This is a genomic window from Kribbella orskensis, from assembly GCF_004342085.1.
Taxonomy (GTDB): Bacteria; Actinomycetota; Actinomycetes; order Propionibacteriales; family Kribbellaceae; genus Kribbella; species Kribbella orskensis.
Window position 1 is genome coordinate 118,723 of sequence record NZ_SLWM01000001.1, and the last position, 19,461, is coordinate 138,183.

23 protein-coding genes are annotated in these 19,461 nt (G+C 69.5%); 7 read left to right on the plus strand and 16 right to left on the minus strand.

The genetic code is table 11. The features are described 5' to 3' along the window. Positions 1-4: 4 nt before the first annotated feature. Entirely contained in the window at positions 5-496 is a 492-nt protein-coding gene (locus tag EV644_RS00600) for a MarR family winged helix-turn-helix transcriptional regulator (RefSeq protein WP_241997871.1), read from the minus strand. 134 nt (positions 497-630) lie between these two features. On the opposite strand from EV644_RS00600, the gene EV644_RS00605 reads away from it, so the two are divergent. Then, entirely contained in the window at positions 631-1,473 is an 843-nt protein-coding gene (locus EV644_RS00605) for a sulfurtransferase (protein WP_132187478.1), read from the plus strand. Here EV644_RS00605 and EV644_RS00610 read toward each other — a convergent pair whose 3' ends face one another. The 4 genes from EV644_RS00610 to EV644_RS00625 all read right to left on the minus strand — a co-directional run bounded on the left by EV644_RS00610 (position 1,474) and on the right by EV644_RS00625 (position 5,503). Beyond that, on the minus strand, positions 1,474-1,839 hold the full coding sequence (locus EV644_RS00610; RefSeq protein ID WP_255511273.1) for a BlaI/MecI/CopY family transcriptional regulator: 366 nt from the start codon (positions 1,837-1,839) through the stop codon (positions 1,474-1,476). A 763-nt stretch (positions 1,840-2,602) separates the two neighbouring features. After that, positions 2,603-3,595: an AAA family ATPase gene (locus tag EV644_RS00615; protein ID WP_199239583.1), complete on the minus strand. Its 993-nt coding sequence runs from the start codon at positions 3,593-3,595 to the stop codon at positions 2,603-2,605. After that, positions 3,592-4,017, minus strand: a complete 426-nt coding sequence (locus EV644_RS00620) for a ribulose bisphosphate carboxylase small subunit (protein ID WP_132187476.1) — start codon at positions 4,015-4,017, stop codon at positions 3,592-3,594. The genes EV644_RS00615 and EV644_RS00620 overlap by 4 nt, the downstream gene beginning before the upstream one ends. Before the next feature lie 25 nt (positions 4,018-4,042). After that, positions 4,043-5,503: a form I ribulose bisphosphate carboxylase large subunit gene (locus EV644_RS00625; RefSeq protein ID WP_132187475.1), complete on the minus strand. Its 1,461-nt coding sequence runs from the start codon at positions 5,501-5,503 to the stop codon at positions 4,043-4,045. Between the two features lie 109 nt (positions 5,504-5,612). Between EV644_RS00625 and EV644_RS00630 the strand changes: the two genes are divergently transcribed. Both EV644_RS00630 and EV644_RS00635 read left to right on the plus strand, forming a co-directional pair. After that, a complete protein-coding gene (locus tag EV644_RS00630; protein ID WP_132187474.1) occupies positions 5,613-6,530 on the plus strand; it encodes a LysR family transcriptional regulator in 918 nt (305 codons plus the stop codon). Between the two features lie 36 nt (positions 6,531-6,566). Continuing rightward, the gene (locus EV644_RS00635) at positions 6,567-7,562 is read left to right on the plus strand and encodes a class I fructose-bisphosphate aldolase (RefSeq protein ID WP_132187473.1); all 996 of its coding nucleotides are present in this window, start codon (positions 6,567-6,569) and stop codon (positions 7,560-7,562) included. Positions 7,563-7,568: 6 nt separating this feature from the next. On the opposite strand, the gene EV644_RS00640 is transcribed toward EV644_RS00635, so the two are convergent. Then, on the minus strand, positions 7,569-8,741 hold the full coding sequence (locus EV644_RS00640; RefSeq protein ID WP_132187472.1) for a GAF domain-containing sensor histidine kinase: 1,173 nt from the start codon (positions 8,739-8,741) through the stop codon (positions 7,569-7,571). Continuing rightward, complete coding sequence (locus EV644_RS00645; RefSeq protein ID WP_132187471.1) at positions 8,738-9,406, minus strand: response regulator; 669 nt, start codon at positions 9,404-9,406, stop codon at positions 8,738-8,740. Before EV644_RS00645 ends, EV644_RS00640 begins: the two co-directional genes overlap by 4 nt. Before the next feature lie 136 nt (positions 9,407-9,542). Between EV644_RS00645 and rpe the strand changes: the two genes are divergently transcribed. The 3 genes from rpe to EV644_RS00660 are packed head-to-tail and all read left to right on the plus strand — an operon-like array spanning position 9,543 to position 12,855. Next, positions 9,543-10,247, plus strand: coding sequence for a ribulose-phosphate 3-epimerase (rpe, locus tag EV644_RS00650; RefSeq protein ID WP_132187470.1), 705 nt, complete (start codon positions 9,543-9,545; stop codon positions 10,245-10,247). Beyond that, on the plus strand, positions 10,247-12,172 hold the full coding sequence (gene tkt / locus EV644_RS00655) for a transketolase (protein WP_132187469.1): 1,926 nt from the start codon (positions 10,247-10,249) through the stop codon (positions 12,170-12,172). The genes rpe and tkt overlap by 1 nt, the downstream gene beginning before the upstream one ends. After that, entirely contained in the window at positions 12,169-12,855 is a 687-nt protein-coding gene (locus tag EV644_RS00660) for an HAD-IA family hydrolase (protein WP_132187468.1), read from the plus strand. Before tkt ends, EV644_RS00660 begins: the two co-directional genes overlap by 4 nt. Before the next feature lie 83 nt (positions 12,856-12,938). Here EV644_RS00660 and EV644_RS00665 read toward each other — a convergent pair whose 3' ends face one another. The 7 genes from EV644_RS00665 to nthB all read right to left on the minus strand — a co-directional run bounded on the left by EV644_RS00665 (position 12,939) and on the right by nthB (position 17,196). Further along, entirely contained in the window at positions 12,939-13,427 is a 489-nt protein-coding gene (locus tag EV644_RS00665) for an MSMEG_0572/Sll0783 family nitrogen starvation response protein (protein ID WP_132187467.1), read from the minus strand. 73 nt (positions 13,428-13,500) lie between these two features. Then, positions 13,501-13,758, minus strand: coding sequence for a hypothetical protein (locus EV644_RS00670; protein WP_132187466.1), 258 nt, complete (start codon positions 13,756-13,758; stop codon positions 13,501-13,503). 10 nt (positions 13,759-13,768) lie between these two features. Continuing rightward, positions 13,769-15,091, minus strand: a complete 1,323-nt coding sequence (locus EV644_RS00675) for an FAD-dependent oxidoreductase (protein ID WP_199239584.1) — start codon at positions 15,089-15,091, stop codon at positions 13,769-13,771. 75 nt (positions 15,092-15,166) lie between these two features. Beyond that, positions 15,167-15,589: an OsmC family protein gene (locus EV644_RS00680; protein ID WP_158292700.1), complete on the minus strand. Its 423-nt coding sequence runs from the start codon at positions 15,587-15,589 to the stop codon at positions 15,167-15,169. Beyond that, a complete protein-coding gene (locus EV644_RS00685; protein ID WP_132187464.1) occupies positions 15,579-15,938 on the minus strand; it encodes a nitrile hydratase accessory protein in 360 nt (119 codons plus the stop codon). Before EV644_RS00685 ends, EV644_RS00680 begins: the two co-directional genes overlap by 11 nt. Next, complete coding sequence (nthA, locus tag EV644_RS00690) at positions 15,935-16,537, minus strand: nitrile hydratase subunit alpha (RefSeq protein WP_132187463.1); 603 nt, start codon at positions 16,535-16,537, stop codon at positions 15,935-15,937. Before nthA ends, EV644_RS00685 begins: the two co-directional genes overlap by 4 nt. Continuing rightward, positions 16,534-17,196, minus strand: a complete 663-nt coding sequence (nthB, locus tag EV644_RS00695) for a nitrile hydratase subunit beta (protein ID WP_132187462.1) — start codon at positions 17,194-17,196, stop codon at positions 16,534-16,536. Before nthB ends, nthA begins: the two co-directional genes overlap by 4 nt. A 137-nt stretch (positions 17,197-17,333) precedes the next feature. On the opposite strand from nthB, the gene EV644_RS00700 reads away from it, so the two are divergent. Next, the gene (locus EV644_RS00700; protein ID WP_158292701.1) at positions 17,334-17,990 is read left to right on the plus strand and encodes a helix-turn-helix domain-containing protein; all 657 of its coding nucleotides are present in this window, start codon (positions 17,334-17,336) and stop codon (positions 17,988-17,990) included. Here EV644_RS00700 and EV644_RS00705 read toward each other — a convergent pair. Continuing rightward, positions 17,967-19,052: a type I glyceraldehyde-3-phosphate dehydrogenase gene (locus tag EV644_RS00705; protein WP_132187460.1), complete on the minus strand. Its 1,086-nt coding sequence runs from the start codon at positions 19,050-19,052 to the stop codon at positions 17,967-17,969. The two genes, EV644_RS00700 and EV644_RS00705, sit on opposite strands and share 24 nt — an antisense overlap. Positions 19,053-19,069: 17 nt before the next feature. After that, positions 19,070-19,429, minus strand: a complete 360-nt coding sequence (locus tag EV644_RS00710) for a hypothetical protein (protein ID WP_132187459.1) — start codon at positions 19,427-19,429, stop codon at positions 19,070-19,072. Between the last annotated feature and the right edge of the window lie 32 nt (positions 19,430-19,461).

Below are 19,461 nucleotides of genomic sequence, written 5' to 3' on the forward strand. Positions count from 1 at the left end.
GGCCCTACGGAGCAGAGGTCTGTCCGCGTGCGGCCCGGTGGGAGGTGTTGGCCTCGTTGGCGGCGGCGATCACCTGGGTGAGCACCTGATGCAGGTGCTGGAGTTCGCTCACTTCCATCCCCAGGCGTCCCACGATCGCCGCCGGGATCTTCTCGGCTTCGTTGCGCAACCGCCATCCCGCCGGGGTGAGGGTGACCGCGAGCGCGCGCTCGTCCTCACTGGCGCGCGGGCGATGGACGAACCCACTGGCCTCGAGGCGTTTGAGCAGCGGCGACAACGTGGCGGGCTCGAGCTGCAGCAACCGGCTGAGGTCCTTGACCGACAACGGCGCGTGCTGCCACAGCGCCAGCATCACCAGGTACTGCGGATGCGTCAGCCCCATCGGCTCCAGCAGCGGGCGGTAGACCGCGATCACGCCGCGCGAGGCGACCGCCAGGGCGAAGCACACCTGGTTCTCCAGGTCCAGCGGGTCGGCATTCTCGCCGAAGTCGACCAAGGGGCACCTCCGTGAGACGTCAGAAGTCCACGGTACAACAACTGGCATACTAATCATTAGTATACTAATCATCTTGTGGCGCCCGGGACGAGGCATGAATCCCCGACGCCACCCCCATTTGCCAGGGAGAAGCTATGAGCCGCTCGAACGTACTTGTCGACGCCGACTGGATTCTGGAACACCTCGACGACTCAGGCGTCGTGCTGGTCGAGGTCGACGAAGACACCAGCGCCTACGACAAGAACCACCTCCGCGGTGCCGTGAAGCTCGACTGGAGGGAGGACCTCCAGGACCCGCTCCGCCGCGACTTCATCGACAAGGCCGGCTTCGAGGCCCTGCTGTCCCGCAAGGGCATCGCGAACGATGACACCGTCATCCTCTACGGCGGCAACAACAACTGGTTCGCCGCCTACGCCTACTGGTACTTCAAGGTCTACGGCCACCGCGACGTCCGCCTGCTCGACGGAGGACGCAAGAAGTGGGAGCTCGACGGTCGTGAGCTGTCCGCCGAAGCGGTGAGCCGACCCGCCACGCAGTACCGCGCTCAGGAGCCCGACGCCTCGGTCCGCGCGTACCGCGACGAGGTGATCGCGTCCATCGGCACCAAACCCATCGTCGACGTCCGATCGCCCGACGAGTTCTCCGGCAAGATCCTCGCCCCGGCACACTTCCCCCAGGAGCAGCCTCAGGTGGCCGGTCACGTGCCCACGGCCAGGAACGTCCCCTGGTCCACGGCCGCCAACGACGACGGCACGTTCAAGTCTGACGAGCAGCTACGCCGCCTGTACGGCGAGGCGGCGGTCGATCCGAACGCGAGCGAGACCATCGTGTACTGCCGCATCGGCGAGCGCAGCGCTCACACCTGGTTCGTGCTCAGCGAGTTGCTCGACCGACCGGGCGTCAAGAACTACGACGGCTCCTGGGTCGAGTACGGCTCGCTGGTCGGCGTCCCCGTCGAGCGCGGGTTCGCCGCCTAGTCACATCCGGCTGCTGGGGTGCTCCTGTAGCGCGCGCAGGAGCGCCTCGGCATCGGCCGGTGACATCCGTTCGACGAACCGCAGCAGGGTTCTGGTGTTGTCCCCACTGCCGTCGAGGGCCTGCCGCATCAAGCGGGCGCAGTACTCCGGCCTGGTCGACTCCGGCCGGTAGCGATACGCGCGGCCGTCGAGCTGCCGGCTCAGCCAGCCCTTCCGATGCAGGTTGTCCATCACCGTCATGACCGTCGTGTAGGCGAGCTCCCGCACGCGGCGCAGGTCGTCGAGAACCTCCCGCACGGTGGCGGGATCGTCACGCGACCAGAGCCGGTCCATGACAGCGGCCTCCAGATCGCCGAATCCGCGCACGCCACCCTCCTCGCGTCGACCTGCCGGACCCGCGGTCATCCCAGAAACGTCCGGGCTTCGCGGTCATTCCACGGCACGTCCTCCGTGCTGGGATCGACCGGAGGGGTGAGGCGGTGGGTGAGGGCAAGTTCAACCTTGTGCGATTGTGAAAACACTCTGGACACTCAGAGCACGTCCCGACCCCGGAGGTGCTCCGATGCAGATCCTGTTGAGTGAAGTCGAGGAACGACACGCGGCCCTGGTGGGGCTGCTGCAGCGGGCGGCCTGCCGCCAGAACACCGCGGCGATCCCCGGCGAGGTGCGCGACAACACCGACAGATTCCTCGCCGCGGCAAGTCGTCACGGAGCCGCGACGGCGCGGGTCCTGCTCCCCGCGGTGAAGCGACACCTCCACGGAGGACGGGCCGAGGTTCGGGACTTCATCCGTCTGTCCCGCCGGCTCGAGCGGATGCTGGTCCGCGCGAAGGCGAAGCAGTACGGCGGCGCCCAGACCGTCCACCACTCGTGGACCTCGGTCTGGAACGGTGTGCGCAGCCGGCTCACCCAGACCCTCGCCGCCGAGCGCCGCCTGGTGGCGATGCTCAGGCGGCACCTCGGCCCCGAAGACGAGAGGCGTCTGCGCAACCACTTCACGCTGGCCATCGCGGCAGCACCGACCCGTCCGCATCCTTGCCTCCCGCGCACGGGTCCCGCGGGGCACCTGACCAGGCTGATCTGCGCCCGCTTCGACGCCGTCTGGGATGAGCTGGAGGGACGGGTGACCTCACCCGCTCTGGTCAGTCGAGTCCAGGAACACGCTGCTCCCGTAGATGTCGTCGGCCGTCAGCGTCACAAGGTCCTCTTTGCGCAGCGGCCGCCGCAGCTCGACCAGCCGGCGAGCCTGCCGCAGACGTGACCGCTCGATCGCGTTGCGCACGCTCCGCGCGTTGGAGAACCGAGGCTGCTCCATCCTCCGGCTGAGGTACTCGGAGAAGGCCTGGTGGGCCGCCTCGTCGAACCGGAAGTTCTCCGACGCGACCATCAGACCGGCGATCTGCAGGAGCTCCGGGTAGCTGTAGTCGTCGAACGCGATGTGATGAGGGACCCGCGAGCTGAGCCCCGGGTTCGCCGAGAAGAACGTCGTCATCCGGTCGGGATACCCCGCGAAGATCACCACCAGGTCCCCGCGCTCGTTCTCCATCTCGGTGAGCAGGATCTCGATGACCTCCTGCCCGTAGTCCCGCTCGTTCTCGGGGCGGAACAGGTAGTAGGCCTCGTCGATGAACAGCACTCCCCCGGCGGCGCGAGCGATCGCCTCCTTGGTCTTCGGTGCCGTGTGGCCGATGAACTGGCCGACCAGGTCGTCGCGGGTGACGGTGTGCACGCGCGGCGCACGGATGTAGCCCAGCGCATGGAGGATCGCCGCCATCCGCAGGGCGACCGTGGTCTTGCCGGTGCCCGGCCCACCCGTGAAGCTCATGTGCAGGGTGGGCCGCGACGAGGTCAGCCCGAACTGACGGCGGGCGCGGTCCACCTGCAGCAGCGAGGCGATCTCGCGGACCCGGCGCTTGACCGGCGCGAGGCCGACCAGCTCCGCGTCGAGTGAGGCCAGGGTCTGCTCGACGCGGGCGGCGGCCTCGTCCGCGGACAGGTCGAGCTCCGCGTCGTCGGCGAGGGTGACCGATTCCGCCGGCTGCTCCTCGGGCCCCGGTCCAGCCGCGCCGGTGGCGGACGGACGGGGATAGCCGAACCCGTTGGGCGTGTCCATGACGGTCATCCGCTCACATACCGCGCCCCGGCCGGGCGGCTCGTGGCGTACGACGTGACGGCGTACCGCTGGGTCCGGTCCACGCCCTCGATCCGGGTGAGGAGGAAGCCCGGCTCCTCGGCCGGGCGCTGGACCAGGAACTGCATGGCGGTGGTCTGCCGGCCGAGGCTCGCGTCGTACGCGAGCACGCGCACGTAGTGGTTCGGGAAGGTGGCCCGGCACTCGTTGAGCTGGGCAAGCACCCCGTCCGGCTCAACGAGGTCGAACATCGGCAGGCCCCACATCTCCCAGTAGACGTTGCGCGGGTGCGGGTCGTCGGTGTGCTCGACCGAGACGGGCCAGCCGCGCTGCAGGGCGTAGCGGATCTGCGCGGCGATCTCCTCGTCGGTGAGGTCCGGCAGGTAGGAGAAGGTTCCGTGGCGGAGTTTCATGGCGTGCTCCTGTCGGTGGCTCGGGTCAGGCGGAGGGCAGTGCGGTCGGTACGACGTCGGGTGCGTCCGTGCTGGTGTAGTCGAAGGTGACGTTGCCCCAGGTGGACAGCGCCGCCTCCAGGGGTGCGCAGGTCTTCGCCGCGTTCCGCAGTACGTCGGGTCCCTCGCGGAGCAGATCGCGTCCCTCGTTGCGCGCCTTGACCATCGCCTCGAGCGCGACGCGGTTCGCCTCCGCCCCGGCCGCGATGCCGTAGGGGTGACCGATCGTGCCGCCGCCGAACTGCAGGATCACGTCGTCGGAGAAGAGGTCCAGCAACTGGTGCATCTGGCCCGCGTGGATGCCACCCGACGCCACCGGCATGACGCCGGGCATCGAGATCCAGTCCTGGTCGAAGAAGATCCCGTTCTGCGGGTTGGCCGGCACGTGGTTCTCGCGCAGCGTGTCGTAGTAGCCCCGGGTCGTCGCCGGGTCGCCCTCGAGCTTGCCGACGACCGTGCCGGCGTGGATGTGGTCGACCCCCATCAGGCGGCACCACTTGGCGATCACCCGGAAGCTGACGCCGTGCGACTTCTGCCGCGTGTACGTCGAGTGGCCGGCCCGGTGCAGGTGCAGCAGCATGCTGTTCTCCCGGGCCCAGTGCGCCATCGACTGGATCGCGGTGTAGCCGATCGTCAGGTCGATCATGACGACGACGCTGCCCAGTTCCTTGGCGAACTCGGCGCGGCGGTACATCTCCTCCATCGTGCCGGCGGTGACGTTGAGGTAGTGGCCCTTGATCTCACCGGTCTCCGCCATCGCCTTGTTCACCCCCTCCATGCAGTAGAGGAAGCGGTCGCGCCAGCGCATGAACGGCTGGGAGTTGATGTTCTCGTCGTCCTTGGTGAAGTCCAGGCCGCCGCGGCAGGCCTCGTACACGACGCGTCCGTAGTTGCGCGCGGACAGCCCGAGCTTGGGCTTGATCGTTGCGCCGAGCAACGGGCGGCCGTACTTGTTCAGCAGCTCGCGCTCCATCACGATCCCGTGCGCGGGGCCCTGGAACGTCTTGGCGTACGCGACCGGGATCCGCAGGTCCTCCAGCCGCAGCGCCTTCAGCGGCTTGAACCCGAAGACGTTGCCGATGATCGACGAAGTGAGGTTCGCGATCGACCCCTCCTCGAACAGGTCGATGTCGTAGGCGACGTAGGCGAAGTACTCACCCGGCCGTCCCGGCACCTCCTCGACGCGGTACGCCTTGGCCTGGTAGTGGGAGTTCGCGGTGAGCCGGTCGGTCCACACCACGGTCCAGGTCGCGGTCGACGACTCGCCGGCGACCGCGGCCGCGGCCTCGATCGGCTCCACGCCGTCCTGCGGTGCCACCCGGAAGACCGCGAGCACGTCGGTGTCCTTCGGAATGTAGTCGGGGTTCCAGTAACCCATCCCGGCATAGCTCTGCACGCCCGGATCCCAGCGTTCCTTGGTCTTCGCGCCGTTCTCGATGATCGTCATCGGCTCTTCCCTCTCGATCTCGTCAACCTGCCGTGGGTCCAGTCTGGGTGGCACGATGCATCACCTACAATTGAATCTTTACTTGTTATAGATAAGGCATCGGTGAACTATGAAGATCGCCGGAAGCACCGACCTGCCGGCCGCGGCCACTTGGGGACGCCTCCAGACCTTCCTTGCGGTCTACGAGGCCGGCAGCGTGCGAGCGGCCGCGGAGACCCTGCATGTGACGCCGCCCGCGGTGTCCGCGGCGATCGCTGCGTTGGAGTCGGCACTTGGCACCACCTTGTTCAGCAAGGCCGGCCGCGGCATCGTCCCGACCGACTCGGGCGAGACGTTCGCGTCGTACGTCCGCAAGCTCCTCGGTCTGCTCACCGAGGCGGCCGGCGCCGTGCGGGAGGCCGGGCGGGGGCGGCTGAGGGTCGGCACGGTCGCGACGGCGAGCGAGTACGTCCTGCCACCGCTCATCGCCTCCTTCGCCGAGGAACACCCCCACGTCGAACTGTCGCTCTCCGTCCTGCCCCGGGACGAGCTGTTCTCGCTTGCGGTCGACCACGCCGTGGACGTGGTGCTGGCCGGCCGTCCACCCCGTGGATCGGGGCTGCTGACCAGGGCCCGGAGGGCGAACCGGCTCGTGCTCGTCGGACGCCCCGGCCTTCGTGCGGACCCACTCACGACAACGTGGTTACTCACCGGACAGGGGTCGGGCACCCGGGACACCACGCTGTCGCTACTGACCCGCCTGCAGGCTTCACCACCGCTCCTCACGCTGGGTACCTCGGGAGCCGCGGTCGCGTCCGCACGCCAGGGACTCGGCGTCACGCTGGTGCACGAGGAGGCCGTCCGGGACCAGCTGGACGCCGGCCACCTCGCGCAGTACTCCGTCCAGGGCACGCCCGTGGATCGTCCGTGGCACCTGTGCACGACTGCAGAGCCGACAGCGGCGACCCGGCTGTTCCTGCGGCACGTGTGCGACCCGGAACTGGTGGGGGCGGCGGCATTTCACACCCGGCATCGCCCGACGGGGTGAGGCGAAGGCACGCAGTACGGTCAGATGCTGCTCACCATGACCACAACGCTGCCAGCTGACCTCGCGACACTCTCCGACACCGCCCGCCGGTTGACCCAGGCCGGCCGCGGCATCCTCGCAGCCGACGAATCCATCAGAACCATGTCGGCCCGCCTCGAGAACGAGGACATCCCGCCGAGCGTGACCACGCGTCGGGACTACCGCGAGCTCCTGGTCACCGCCGAAGGCCTGTCGGAATCGGTCAGTGGAGTCATCTGGTGCGACGAGACGTTCGGGCAGGCGCTCAGTGACGACCGGCCCTTCCCGGTGGCCGCGCGAGAGCTGGGCATCCTTCCGGGCATCAAGGTCGACACCGGCACGAAGGAACTGCCCGGCCACGACGGCGCCCTCATCACCGAGGGACTCGACGGACTCGACGACCGGCTCGCGTCGTACGCCGAACGTGGCGCGGCGTTCGCGAAGTGGCGGGCGGTCTTCGACGTCGCCACGATCACGCCGTACACCGCTCGGGCCAACGGTCACGCACTCGCTCGCTATGCGGCCTCGTGCCAGGCGCACGGCATCGTCCCGATCGTCGAGCCCGAGGTGCTCTGCAACGGCGGCCATTCCCTCGGCGAGTCCGCCCGGGCGTCGCGCCTGGCCCTGAACGCCGTCTTCGAAGAGTTCGCGCAGGCCGGCGTCGAGCTGTCCGGCATCGTGCTCAAGCCGAACTTCGTGACGCCTGGCCTCGCGGCGTCGGCGGCGACCGCGCGCACGGTCGCCGCCGCGACCTTCGACGTCCTCCGCGACGAGGTTCCTGCCGCCGTGGCAGGGATTGCATTTCTCTCCGGCGGGCACCCGACCGAAGACGCGTGCGCGTTCCTCGATGAGCTGAAGGCCGTGCCGGCACGCTCGTGGCCGGTGACCTTCTCCTTCGGCCGCGCGCTGGTCAGCGAGGCCCTCAGTGTCTGGGGCGGCGACCCCGGCAAGGTGAAGGCTGCCCAGGAGGCTCTGCTCGGCAATTGCCGCCGGGCCGCGCGGACAACCCGGTGACGTCGGTCAGAGTGGGAGCTCGACCAGCAACGTCGTACCGCGACCGGGGACGGACTCGATCCGAAGGGACGCCTCGATCAGCGCGCAGCGCTCGGCGATGGAGCTGAGCCCGAAGTGTTGTGCGCCGTCGGCGTCACCGGCCCGGGCGGTGCGGCGTTCCGCGGGATCGAAGCCCAGACCGTCGTCGGCACACCCGAGCACGATCGAGTCGCCGACCCGTCGCAGCGAGAGCACGACGCGGTCGGCCTCGGCGTGCTTGACGGCGTTGGCCAGCGCCTCCTGGGCGATCCGGTACAGCGCCGCGGCCGCGTGGTCCGGGATGTCGTCCAGGGCCGCCTCGGGATCCACCAGCAGGTCGATCGACGGACCGTCGTCGCCGCCCGCTGCCGTCTGCACGAGGGACTCCATCGCGGCCACGAGACCGAGATCGTCGAGGACCAGGCTGTGCAGTCCGGAGATCGCGGCTCTCGTCTGGTCGTAGGCCAGGTCGGCCAGCTTCGCGGCGCTCACCAGTTCTGCCCGCGCCCGCTCGAACTCCTGGTGCGACGGCGGTCCGGCCAGAAGATCCCGTGCCGCGAGCTCGGAAACGGTCAGGTCGGCGGCGGACAGATGGAACGACATGGACGCCAGCGCTGTGGTGACACCGTCGTGCAGGTCGAAGGCGATGCGCCGGCGTTCGGCTTCCTGGGCCGAGATCGCCTGCTTGATCAGCCGGTCCCGCTCCGTGCGATGACGGTTGACCGTCCGCCACAGCTGCTCGGCGTGCAGCCTGAGGCCGAGCACAGCGGTGTACGGCGCCGCCGCGGCGAGGTCGTCGGACCCGAAAGGCTTGCGGGGACTGCGATGCGCGGCCAGGACACCGACGATGCGATCCTCGAGGCCCGGCAGCGGCAGGCACATCCGGGCGACGGTCCGCTGCGGTTCCAGCCCGAGCAGTTGACGGTGCAGGACGTTGCGCGGGGAGTCGGCGTCGAGCAGTACAGGTTTGCCGTTGCGGGCCACGAGTCCGGTGACGCCGAACCCGACCGGCAGGCTCAGCGCGGCGGCGGCGGGATGCGCCGGCCAGATGTCCGCGACGGTGAGGTCCTGGCCGTCACTGGCGAACAGCAGCACCCCGTCGGCGTCGAGCAGCCGGGCGAGATCCTCCGCGCCCGGAACCGTCCCCGCGCCGGTGGTCAACGGAACAACCCCTCGCGCAATGCGACGGCGATGGCGCCACTGCGGTCGGAGACTCCGAGCTTTCGGTAGAGACCCCGGATGTGCGTCTTCACGGTGTCCTCGCTCACGACCAGCTTGCTCGCGACCCCCTTGTTCGAGTGGCCGGAGACCAGCAGTTCCAGCACCTCCGACTCGCGCTGGGTGAGCCCGAGGTGCGCACCCGGCCAGAACTCCCCGGCGCTGAGCCGTGCGGCCGACAGGGCCACCCGCCCCGCCAGCGCGTGGTCGATGACGGTCTCGCCCTCGCGGACCCTGCGCAGATGGCCGACCAGCTCCTGCCCGTCGATGCGCTTGAGGATGTAGCCGGAGGCACCGACCCGGAGCGCCTGGTACAGGTAGTGCTCGTCGTCGTAGACGGTCAGCAGCACGACCTTGGTCCCGGGGTACTGCGCGGTGAGCTGGCGGCAGAGGTCGAGGCCGCTCTCCTTCCCGATCCGTACGTCGCACAGCACCACGTCGGGTCGCTCCTCCGCCACGATCGTGAGGGCCGCCGACGCGGTGGTCGCCTGTCCCACGATCGCCACCTGCTCGGGGAAGTGACCGAGCATGGCGACGAGGCCGTGCAGCACCATCTCGTGGTCGTCGACCAGGACAAGGCGCAGAGGCGTCGCTGAGGGTGGCCGCATACAGGCAAGAGTAGGGCCATCCACCCCCGCGCGCCTTTACCCACAGGGAATCTCACCCACTGCGCCACCCACTCGGGTGAGTGCGCGATCGGCGCGGCGCGGTGTGCTGGAGCACCCGACAGGAAGGCCTCTGCCCATGACCAGGTCCCCCCGTCCCCGGCGGCCCCTCATCGTGCCCTCGGTGTTGCCCGCGGACTTCGCCCGCCTCGGCGAGGAGATTCGCGAGCTGTCCGACGCCGGCGTGGACCGGATCCAGTGGGACGTGATGGACGGCGCCTTCGTGCCCAACCTCACCTTCGGGCCGGACGTGATCGCGGCGGCCCGCCCGCACAGCGATGTCCCCTTCGAGGCACATCTGATGGTGATCAACCCGGACGAGCTGCTGCCGCGGTACGTCGCCGCCGGGTGTGAGCTGGTCATCGTGCACTCCGAGGCGTGCACCCACCTCCATCGCACCCTCGGCCGGATCCGCGATCTCGGCGCGCGCAGCGGTGTCGCGCTGAATCCGCACACACCGGCCGACGTGGTCGAGAACGTCCTGAGCGAGACCGATCTGGTGCTCGCCATGACCGTCAACCCGGGGTTCGGCGGACAGGCCTACATCCCCGCGGTGGAACGGAAGGTCGCGCGGCTGCGCCGACTGATCGACGACTCGGGACTGCCGGTCGAGCTCGAGGTGGACGGTGGCATCACCACCGAGACCATCCCCGGCGCGGCCGCCTCGGGCGCGGACGTCTTCATCTCCGGCTCGTGGCTTTACGCGCATCCGGACGGAAAGCCGGCCGCCGTCAGGCAGCTCCGCGCCGCCGCGGCAGGCCGGTACCAGGGAGAGGCAGCCTGATGACCGACGTTCTGCAGCGCGAGTCCGCCTCGTCCGTCGAGGTCGACCGGCTGGCCGTGGACACTTTGCGCTTCCTGGCCGCGGACATGGTGCAGGCGGCGAACTCGGGACACCCCGGCATGCCGATGGGTGCCGCACCGATGGCCTGGGCCCTGTGGAGCCGCCACCTGCGGCACGATCCGTCCGCCCCGGACTGGGCCGATCGCGACCGCTTCGTGCTCTCCGCCGGCCACGGCTCGGCCCTGCTGTACGGGCTGCTGCACATCTTCGGCTACGGCCTCCCTGAGGAGGAGCTGCGCAGGTTCCGTCAGCTGGGCTCGCGTACACCCGGCCATCCCGAATTCGGGCACACTCCGGGGGTCGAGTGCACGACCGGACCGCTCGGTCAGGGCCTCGGCATGGCGGTGGGCATGGCCCTCGCCGAGCGCATGACCCACGCGCGCCATCCCGAGCTCACCGACCACCACACCTACGCGATCGTCGGCGACGGCTGCCTGATGGAGGGCATCAGCCACGAGGCCGCGTCGTTCGCCGGGCACCTGGGGCTGGGCCGGCTGATCGTCTTGTGGGACGACAACTCGATCACCATCGACGGCGCGGTCGACCGGTCCTGCAGCGACGACCAGCCGGTCCGCTTCGCGGCGTACGGCTGGCACACGCAGACCATCGAGGACGGCACCGACGTCGAGGCGATCGACGCCGCGATCTCCCGCGCGAAGGCGGACCCGCGGCCCAGTTTCATCGCGGTGCGCACCGTCATCGGTCACGGCGCACCCGGCGTGGAAGGTACCCCGAAGGCCCACGGGTCGCCGCTCGGGGAAAGCGTGCTGGCCCAGGCCATGCAGCAAGCGGGCTGGGAGTATCCCCCGTTCGCGGTACCGGAGCAGGTACGCGCGACCTGTACTGCGCTGGCCGCTGCCGGCGCCCAGGAGCACGCCGACTGGCGGGCGGCGTACTCCGCTTTGGAGGCCGGCGCACCGGAGCGCGCGGCGGAGATCCGCCGTGCCCAGGACCGGACACTGCCGGACGGCGTGGGTGATGCGCTCGCAAAGGTCATCGCCGACGCGCCCCGGGCCACGCGGCAGTCGTCCCAGGCCTGCTTGACCGAGCTGACTCGCCTGATGCCAGAACTGGTGGGCGGGTCGGCCGATCTCTCCGGTTCGACCGGTACCGCGATCGGCGGCGCCATCGTGACGCGCGCCGACTACCGGGGCTCCAGCATTGCCTTTGGCATCAGGGAGTTCGCGATGGCGGCGATCATGAACGGCATCAGCCTGCACGGTGGGTTCCGCGTCTACGGCAGCACGTTCCTGGTGTTCGCCGACTACCTGCGCCCTGCTCTGCGGCTGGCGGCGCTGATGCGGCAACCCGTCATCCACGTCCTCACCCACGACTCCATCGCGGTCGGTGAGGACGGACCGACCCATCAGCCGGTCGAGCAGCTCGAGTCCCTGCGGGTGATCCCGGGACTGCAGGTGCTGCGGCCCGCCGACGACGCCCAGACCGCCGAAGCATGGCGACTCGCGCTCGAGCGGACCGACGGGCCGACCGCCCTGATCCTGTCCCGCCAGGCATTGCCTCAGCTCCCGGCCGGGCCGGCGGGCGACCACCCGGCCACGATCGAGCTCGTCGCAACAGGGTCTGAGTCGTCGCTTGCCGCGGCAGTCGGCGACCGGCTGACGGCGGAAGGCCACGTCGTCCGAACGGTGTCCGTCCTGGACAGGTCGCAGTACTCGCCCGATCCTCGGGCGACCACGATCAGCATCGAAGCCGGAAGTACGGCGGGATGGCGTGGTCTCGTGGATCTCGCGATCGGTATCGACGAGTTCGGCACCTGCGGCCCGGGGGACGAGGTCCTCGCTCACCACGGCTTCACGGTCGACTCCGTGCTGGCCCGGGTCCGCGAGCACCTCGACCGGCCATGACCCGGCTCGCCGCGGTCGTCTTCGATGTCGACGGAACACTGGTCGACAGCGAGCGCGACGGACACCGGGTCGCCTTCAACACCGCCTTCGCGGAGGCGGGACTGCCCGACCACTGGGACGTCACGACGTACGGCGGGCTGCTCCCGATCGCCGGGGGTGCGCGGCGCCTGGCGTCCTGGTTCGAGAGCACCGGCCGGACGCCGGTCGAAGCCCGGCGTCTGGCTGAACGGCTGCATGCTCGTAAGACGGAGATCATGCGCGACCTCATCGCGGACGGGCGAGTGCAGGCCCGGCCCGGGGTTCATCGTCTGCTCGACGAGCTCGATGCGGCCTCGATCCCCGTGCACGTCGCCACGACCGGCACGCGCGCGTGGGTCGAACCGTTGCTCGAGCGCGTCTTCGGTCCCCGGTTCCAGACTGTTGTCACAGGCACCGAAGTGCCCGAGCTGAAGCCCAGCCCCGAGGTCTACCTCGAGGTACTCCGCCGGACCGGCTGCCCGGCTGACCGGACCGTCGCGGTGGAAGACTCCGCCAACGGCGTCCGGGCGGCCGTGGCCGCCGGCCTGCGCTGCGTCGCGGCGTACAACCCTTATACCCGCGACGACGACCTGTCCGGAGCGGCGCTTGTCACCGGCGGACTCGACGATCCCGCGCTCGTGGCCTGGTTCCGCCGGCACAACTGAACCTGAGCAAAGGGAACCGGACACGAAGATGCCCCGCAGCGTCGCCTGCGGGGCATCAGTTCGTGTCGACCGACTCGTCGCGGTTAGACCGTCCAGGTCGCGAAGACGATGGCCCGCTCACGCCAGGCCTGGATGTTGGCGTCGAGCACGTCCAGGGGGTTGAACGGGATGACGCCCTTGATCAGGTCGTCCTCGCGCATGCCGTACAGCGCACCCATCGCGAAGCGACAGGCATACACCTTGGCGCCCTCGTCGATGAGCGTCCTCAGCTGCTTGTTGTACCCGAGGTTGCCCGGGAAGCCCTCGTTGCCGACCGCCGGGTACCCCCGGGCCGCGGACGCCATCAGAACGCCCGGGCCGTAGAGGATGAAGGTGAGCTCGAAACCCTTGCGCTGCAGGCGGGTCGCGGTGAGCATGTTCACCAGGCCGACGGACCCTTCGAAGGGCACGGTGTGCATGAAGACGTACGCCTTGTCGCCTTCGTTTGCCTTGTAGTCGGGGAAGATCTTCTCTTCGACGTCGAAGAGGATGTCGCCTTCCTTGGGCGGCTCGATGGTGACCGTCTTCGGCATGTGCTGACTCCTTGGTGGTGTGGATGATGCGGCCGTGCTGTCCTGCCTCGCCCGGCCGGGCGAGGCAGGTGGTTCACTGGTCGTTCGGCGAGATGTACTCCGGCTTCGGCCACCCCTTGCGGTGGCTGCCCGGGATCCGTTGCATCAGCACCCGCCGCAGGCCCCAGGGGAGCAGCCGGTAGACCGGGGCGAAGACCTGACGCCACCAGCGGTCCCTGACGTCATGCGGACGGGCCGGCGGGTTCGCGTCGTACTTCGCGGCCATGCGGCGCTGCGCGTCCCGCAGCAACGCGTGCTCGGAGTTCGACCGCAGCCATCGGGAAAAGGTCACGGCAGCCACCTCAGAGCTTCGCCACGAGCGCTTGCGCCGCCATGGCGATGGGTTCGTTCAAGGCTCCGATGGCCGGCGAGTAGACGTTCTCCATCGTGGCCAGCGTGTCGACGGTGATGCCCGTCCTGGCCACGATGCCGAGGAAGTCCGCCCGCTCCTTGATCCCTTCGCCACCGACCATCTGGGCCCCGATCAGGCGCCGGGTGCTGGGATCGGCGAGCAGCTTGACGGTGATCGGCTTCACGCCCGGGTAGTAGCGCGCCCTGGTGATGCCGTTGGCGACGCCGGTCACGAAGGGCAGCCCGAGAGCCGTCGCAAGGGTCTCGCCGAAGGAGACTCCGCCGATCATCCAGGAGCCGGCCAGCATCCCCCACGGGACGTACACGGGATTGTGCGTGCGCGTCCCGCCGGCGGCGTTGATACCCGCGGTCTTGCCCTGCGCGTAGGCGTGGCTGCCGGAAAGGCCCTGGAGGGGGACGTTCGACACGCCGTGCGGGATCTCGGCGCAGTCGCCCGCGGCGTAGACGTCGGGGTCGGAGGTGCGAAGCTCCGGGCCGACGACTACGCCACCTGTGCTACCGAGTTTGATCCCCGCCGACTGCGCCAGCGCGCTGTTCGGCACCTTGTGACTGCCGATCACGGCGATCTCCGCCGGCAGGTCACCGAAGCTCGTGCTCACGTGCGTGAGCGTGTCCGTGCCGTTGAAGGCGGTGACGTGTTCGCCGAACTTGAGGCTCACGCCGGCCTCCTCCCAGTCCTTGCGGACCGGCTCGACGATGTCGGGGTCGATCACGTCGGCCATCGGCCACGGACCCGGGTCGACCAGGGTCACCTCGATGTCGCGGTGCCGCAGCGCGGAGACCATCTCCATCGCGATCGGACCCGACTCGACGACGACCGCCGACCGTACGTCGTCGAGCCGGCGGTCCCACTCCATCGCCGCCCGGATGTTCTTGACGTGGTAGATACCGCCGAGCTCGGCGCCCGGGATGTCGGGGGTGTCGTAGTTCCAGCCGGTGGCGAGCACCAGCTTGTCGTAGCCGACCTCACCCTCACCGCGGACCTTGATCGTCTTCGACCTGGTGTCGATGCTCTCGACCGTGGTCTCGTAGTGCACGTCGATGCCCTGGGCAACGTACTGCTCCTTGGTGGCGAGGAACAGCTTCTCGAAGGACTCGATCTCCCGGCCGTGCACGAACGGGATGCCGCACGGGCTGTAGGCGACGTCCTCGTACTCGGTGTACACCACCACCTGCGCCGACGGGTCCTGCCCCTTCGCGGCGCCCGCGGCGCCGAGTCCGGCGGCTCCGCCGCCAATCACAACAATCTTCACGAGAAGCGCCCACTCTCCGCTGTACGTCGTAAGTTCAATGAGTGTTTCCGATAGTAAACAGAGCCGGCGCGCCGGTCAATGCTCGACGGCGATCGCCTCGGTGGTCAGCTCGACGCCGGCGCGCAACGTGTTGGTCACGTAGCAGACGCGCTCGGCAGCCCGGACCAGCTGGTCCAGCTCGGCCCCTGGCACACCGACGCGAGCCCGCACGTGGATCGCGCTGAACCGCTGACCGTCGTAGCTGCCCGTCACGTCGACCGACAGGTCGGACAGCTCGATCTCCCGCTTGCGAGCCGCATAGCTGAGTGCCATCAGGAAGCAGGAGGCGACCGACGCCAGGAACAGATCGGTCGGTTGCGGCCCCAGATCGGTCCCGCCGACCCGCACCGGCTCGTCGACCTCGATCGTGAACGACCCTGCTCGCACCGAGCAGTGGTACCCGGATCTCCAGGTGCCCGTCACGGTTCGCCCGGCCGCGACGCGACCGTCAGTGGTCATGGAGGCCATGCTCGCCATCACGGTGGTCATGGCCCGCCGGCCGATGGCAGAGGACGTCCGCACGGTCGTCGACGTCTTCCAATGAGACGACGCCCCGCTGGAAGAGCAGTGACTCGAGAGCGCCGACCCAGCGGTCGTAGTAGCGATACTCGCCGGGTCCGGACTCGTCCGCGGCGACCTCGGCGATCAACCCGGTCTGGAAGTCCCGCCACGAGAACAGTCCCTGGTCGGCGAGCGCGGCCGCCAGGCCGAACGCCCGGCTCTCCCAGGGCTCGTCGAACACCAACTCGCCGTTCGCGCGCGGCAGCGCCGTGGCGCCGACGGCATCGAGAGCCTCGGCGCCGGTCATGAGGCGACCTTCACGTCGGCGACGCCCACCATGGCATCCCGGCTGACCAGGGCGGTCAGCTCCTCCTCGGACAGGTTCTCGCTGCCGGCCGGACGACGCGGCAGCACGAAGTACCGGTTCTCCGCACTCGAGTCCCACACCTTGATCTCGACGGCGTCGTCGACCACGAGGCCCATCTCCGCGAGCAGCGCCCTCGGCTCCCGGACGACCCTGGCTCGATAGGCCGGATCCTTGTACCAGTTCGGAGGCAGGCCGAGCACCGGCCACGGATAGCAGGAACACAGCGTGCAGACCACCACGTTGTGAACCTCGTCGGTGTTCTCGACCACGACGATGTGCTCACCCTGCGGTCCGCCGAAGCCGAATTCCTTGATGGCGCCGGTGCCGTCGGCGAGCAGCCGGGCGCGGTAGTCCGGGTCCACCCAGGCCTTGGCGACGACCTTGGCTCCGTTGAGCGGCCCGACGTCGTTCACGTAGCGGTTGATGAACCCGTCCAGGACTTCGGTCTTGACCAGGCCTCGCTCGGTCAGCAGCGCCTCGAGTGCCTCGGCGCGCAGCGCGGCGGGAGGCCGGTCGGCAGTGCGGGAATCGGCGGTCACAGTGTCTTCTCCAGGTAGCTCTCGAACAGGTCGATGTAGACGGTCGAGACCTCGGCGTCGGAGCCCCAGAGGTCGGTCGACTCGAAGCGGACGGTGTAGACGTGCTGCGCGTCCTCGCCGGTGAAGTGAGCCGTGCTGTCAGGCAGGACAGCCGCCGGCCGCCGGGCATCGACCACACCGGTCCGCCCACGGACGTAGGCCGGCATCCTGGTGTGCCCGCGCTTGCGGAGGTCGCGGGCACGCACGTGCTGCCCCACCTCGAAGGCGGGCTCGTCGTCGATCTGGCGCAGCGAGCCAGGCCCGCCACGCTCGTACGACGGCTTGCGCACCTCGACGTCGGCGGGCTCGACGACATCCTCACCACCCAGGCGGCGGGCTCGGGCCTCGACGGCGCCCGGCGCGAGAACACCGCTGTCGACCAGCAGGAGCTCGGCAGCCGCGAGCCATCTTCCGTAGTAGCCGTCAGCGAGGTACTCCACCGGATGGAGCCGCTCGAGCGCGTGCCGGAACGCGTCGAGGTTGGTCCCCGATGCGCCCATCGATGCCAGCCCGAGAGCGAAGGTCCGGGCGTGCCACTGCTCCTCGAACACCGGCTCGTCCGGCTGGATGGCGACCGTGCCCCAGCCGTGGGTGCCACCCATGTCGTGGATCCCGTCCATCCTCGGCCTCCTCCGGTTGCACCGCGCAACATCTCCTATCCGATACGATAAAACACTATGTGAGACATAGCGGGCCGTCAACTATCAGAGATAGGCTGTCGGCTACTCAACGGCGCGTTCCCGACGAAGGAGAGAGCATGTCCCCCTCAGCCACCAGCTCCGGTGGCGTTCGCGACGACGCGGCGGCCGACCGGCTCGCCGCGGCGCCGCTGCCGGAGACCGAGGTCTCAGCGGTGGTGTCCGGTATCGGCCCACGGCTGCGATCGCTGCGCACGCGACACGGCCTGTCGCTGCAGCAGCTCTCGGACCGCTCGGACGTCTCGCCGGCCGCGATCCACAAGGTGGAGCAGGGCACGATGGTGCCCACCATCACCACGCTGCTGAAACTCGCGGCCACCTTCCAGGTCCCGGTGGCCCACTTCATCGGCGAGGTCGAGGCCCCCGACTCGCCGGTCGTCTACACCCCGGCCAAGCAACGCCGGACCCGCACGGAGGGCGACGGCGACGTCGTGGTGGGATCCATCTCCGCGGAGTCCGGCCCCTTCGACCTCGCGGCGAGCGTCACCGAGATCGGTGCCGGCGCCCGGTCCGCCGAGGACAACCGGCACCCGGCCGGCGAGTCCCTGGTGCACGTCCAGTCGGGGACGTTGGAGCTCACCGTCGGCCGCCAGGTCTTCCGGCTGACCGCCGGTGACTCGCTCCACTTCCGCTCGGAGGAGAGCCACTCGTGGCGCAACCCGTCCGGCCGAACGGCCAAGGTCGTGTGGGTGTCACTTCCCGAACGCCGCGCCTGAGCCGATCAGGGCCGGCTGCGGAGCGAGTTCGTTCGCCGGTGGCCTGACGTTGCTGCGGGCGGACACCATCTCGACCAGGTCGAGGAGCCGGTTCGCGTAACCCCACTCGTTGTCGTACCAGCCGAACAGGCGCACGGCGGTACCGTGCGACTCGATGTCCTGGAGCGAGATCACGCAGGAACGCGGGTCGCCGAGGATGTCCGACGACACCAACGGCACGTCGGTGACGCCGACGATGCCGGACCAGCGGTCCGAGCGGGCGGCCTCGATGAAGGCCTCGCGCACCTGCTCGGCCGTGGCGCGCTCCCGGAGCATGGCCACCACGTTGCTCAGGGACCCGTCGGGAACCGGAACGCGCACCGCGACGCTGTGCACCCGGTCCTTCAGCTGCGGGAGCACCAGCGCCAGGGCGCGGTCCGCCCCGGTGCCCGTCGGCACGATGTTCTGGCCCGCGGCCCGCGAGCGCCGCAGGTCGTGGTGCGGCAGGTCGAGGAGCTGCTGGTCATTGGTGAAGGCGTGCACGGTGTCGACCCAGCCACCGTCGACCCCGAAAGCCTCGTCGAGGATGGCGAACATCGGCGCCACGCAGTTGGTCGTGCAGGAGGCGTTGGAGATGATCCGGTGGACCGCCGGGTCGAGGGCCGCCTCGTTGACCCCGACGCAGATCGTGACCTCGGCCGAGTCGGTCGGCGTGGAGATGATCACCCGCTTGGCGCCGGCCAGGAGATGACCCGCGGCCCGTTCCCGGGTGGTGTACTGGCCGCTGCACTCGGCGACGACGTCGACTCCGAGGGCGGACCACGGCAGATTCGCCGGATGGTTCGACCGCAGTACCTGGATCCGCCGCTCCCCCACCCGCAGCTCGTCGCCGGCCACCTCGATGGGCACGCCCAGCCGACCGTGCACCGAGTCGTACTCCAGCAGGTAGGCCAGCGTCGAAGCAGGCGTCAGGTCGTGGACCGCCACGACGTCGACCGCCGACTCGCGGGCGAGGATGGCGCGGAGGAAGGCTCGTCCGATCCGGCCGAGGCCGTTGATCGCGATGCGGGGCGCGTCGGTCATGGGGTCACTCCCGCCCGTCAGACCGTCGCCAGGGCACGCGGTACGGCGCCCGCCGCGGTCTTCTGCAGCGGAGTCACCGCCGCCAGCCGCCGGGAACGGGAGGGGAAGGCCACTGACGCCAACGCCACCAGGGCGTCGAAGACACGATCGCCGTCCATCCACGCGTGGTCCTCGGCGAAGGCGATCCACTCGTTGGGAGGGATCACCGGCTCGGTCTCGCCGTACTCGATCTCGTCCCAGGTCGCGGCCATCTCGATCAGCTCGACCAGGGCGGTCATCGGCTCCCGCTCGAGCGAGACCAGGCGGCGGTGGTGGGCGGGCGCGTGCTGCTCGAAGCGGCAACCGCAACGGTCGGGTTCAACACTGAACGTCTCCATGAACGGATGGTGGCCGCCGCTGTTGCACAGCC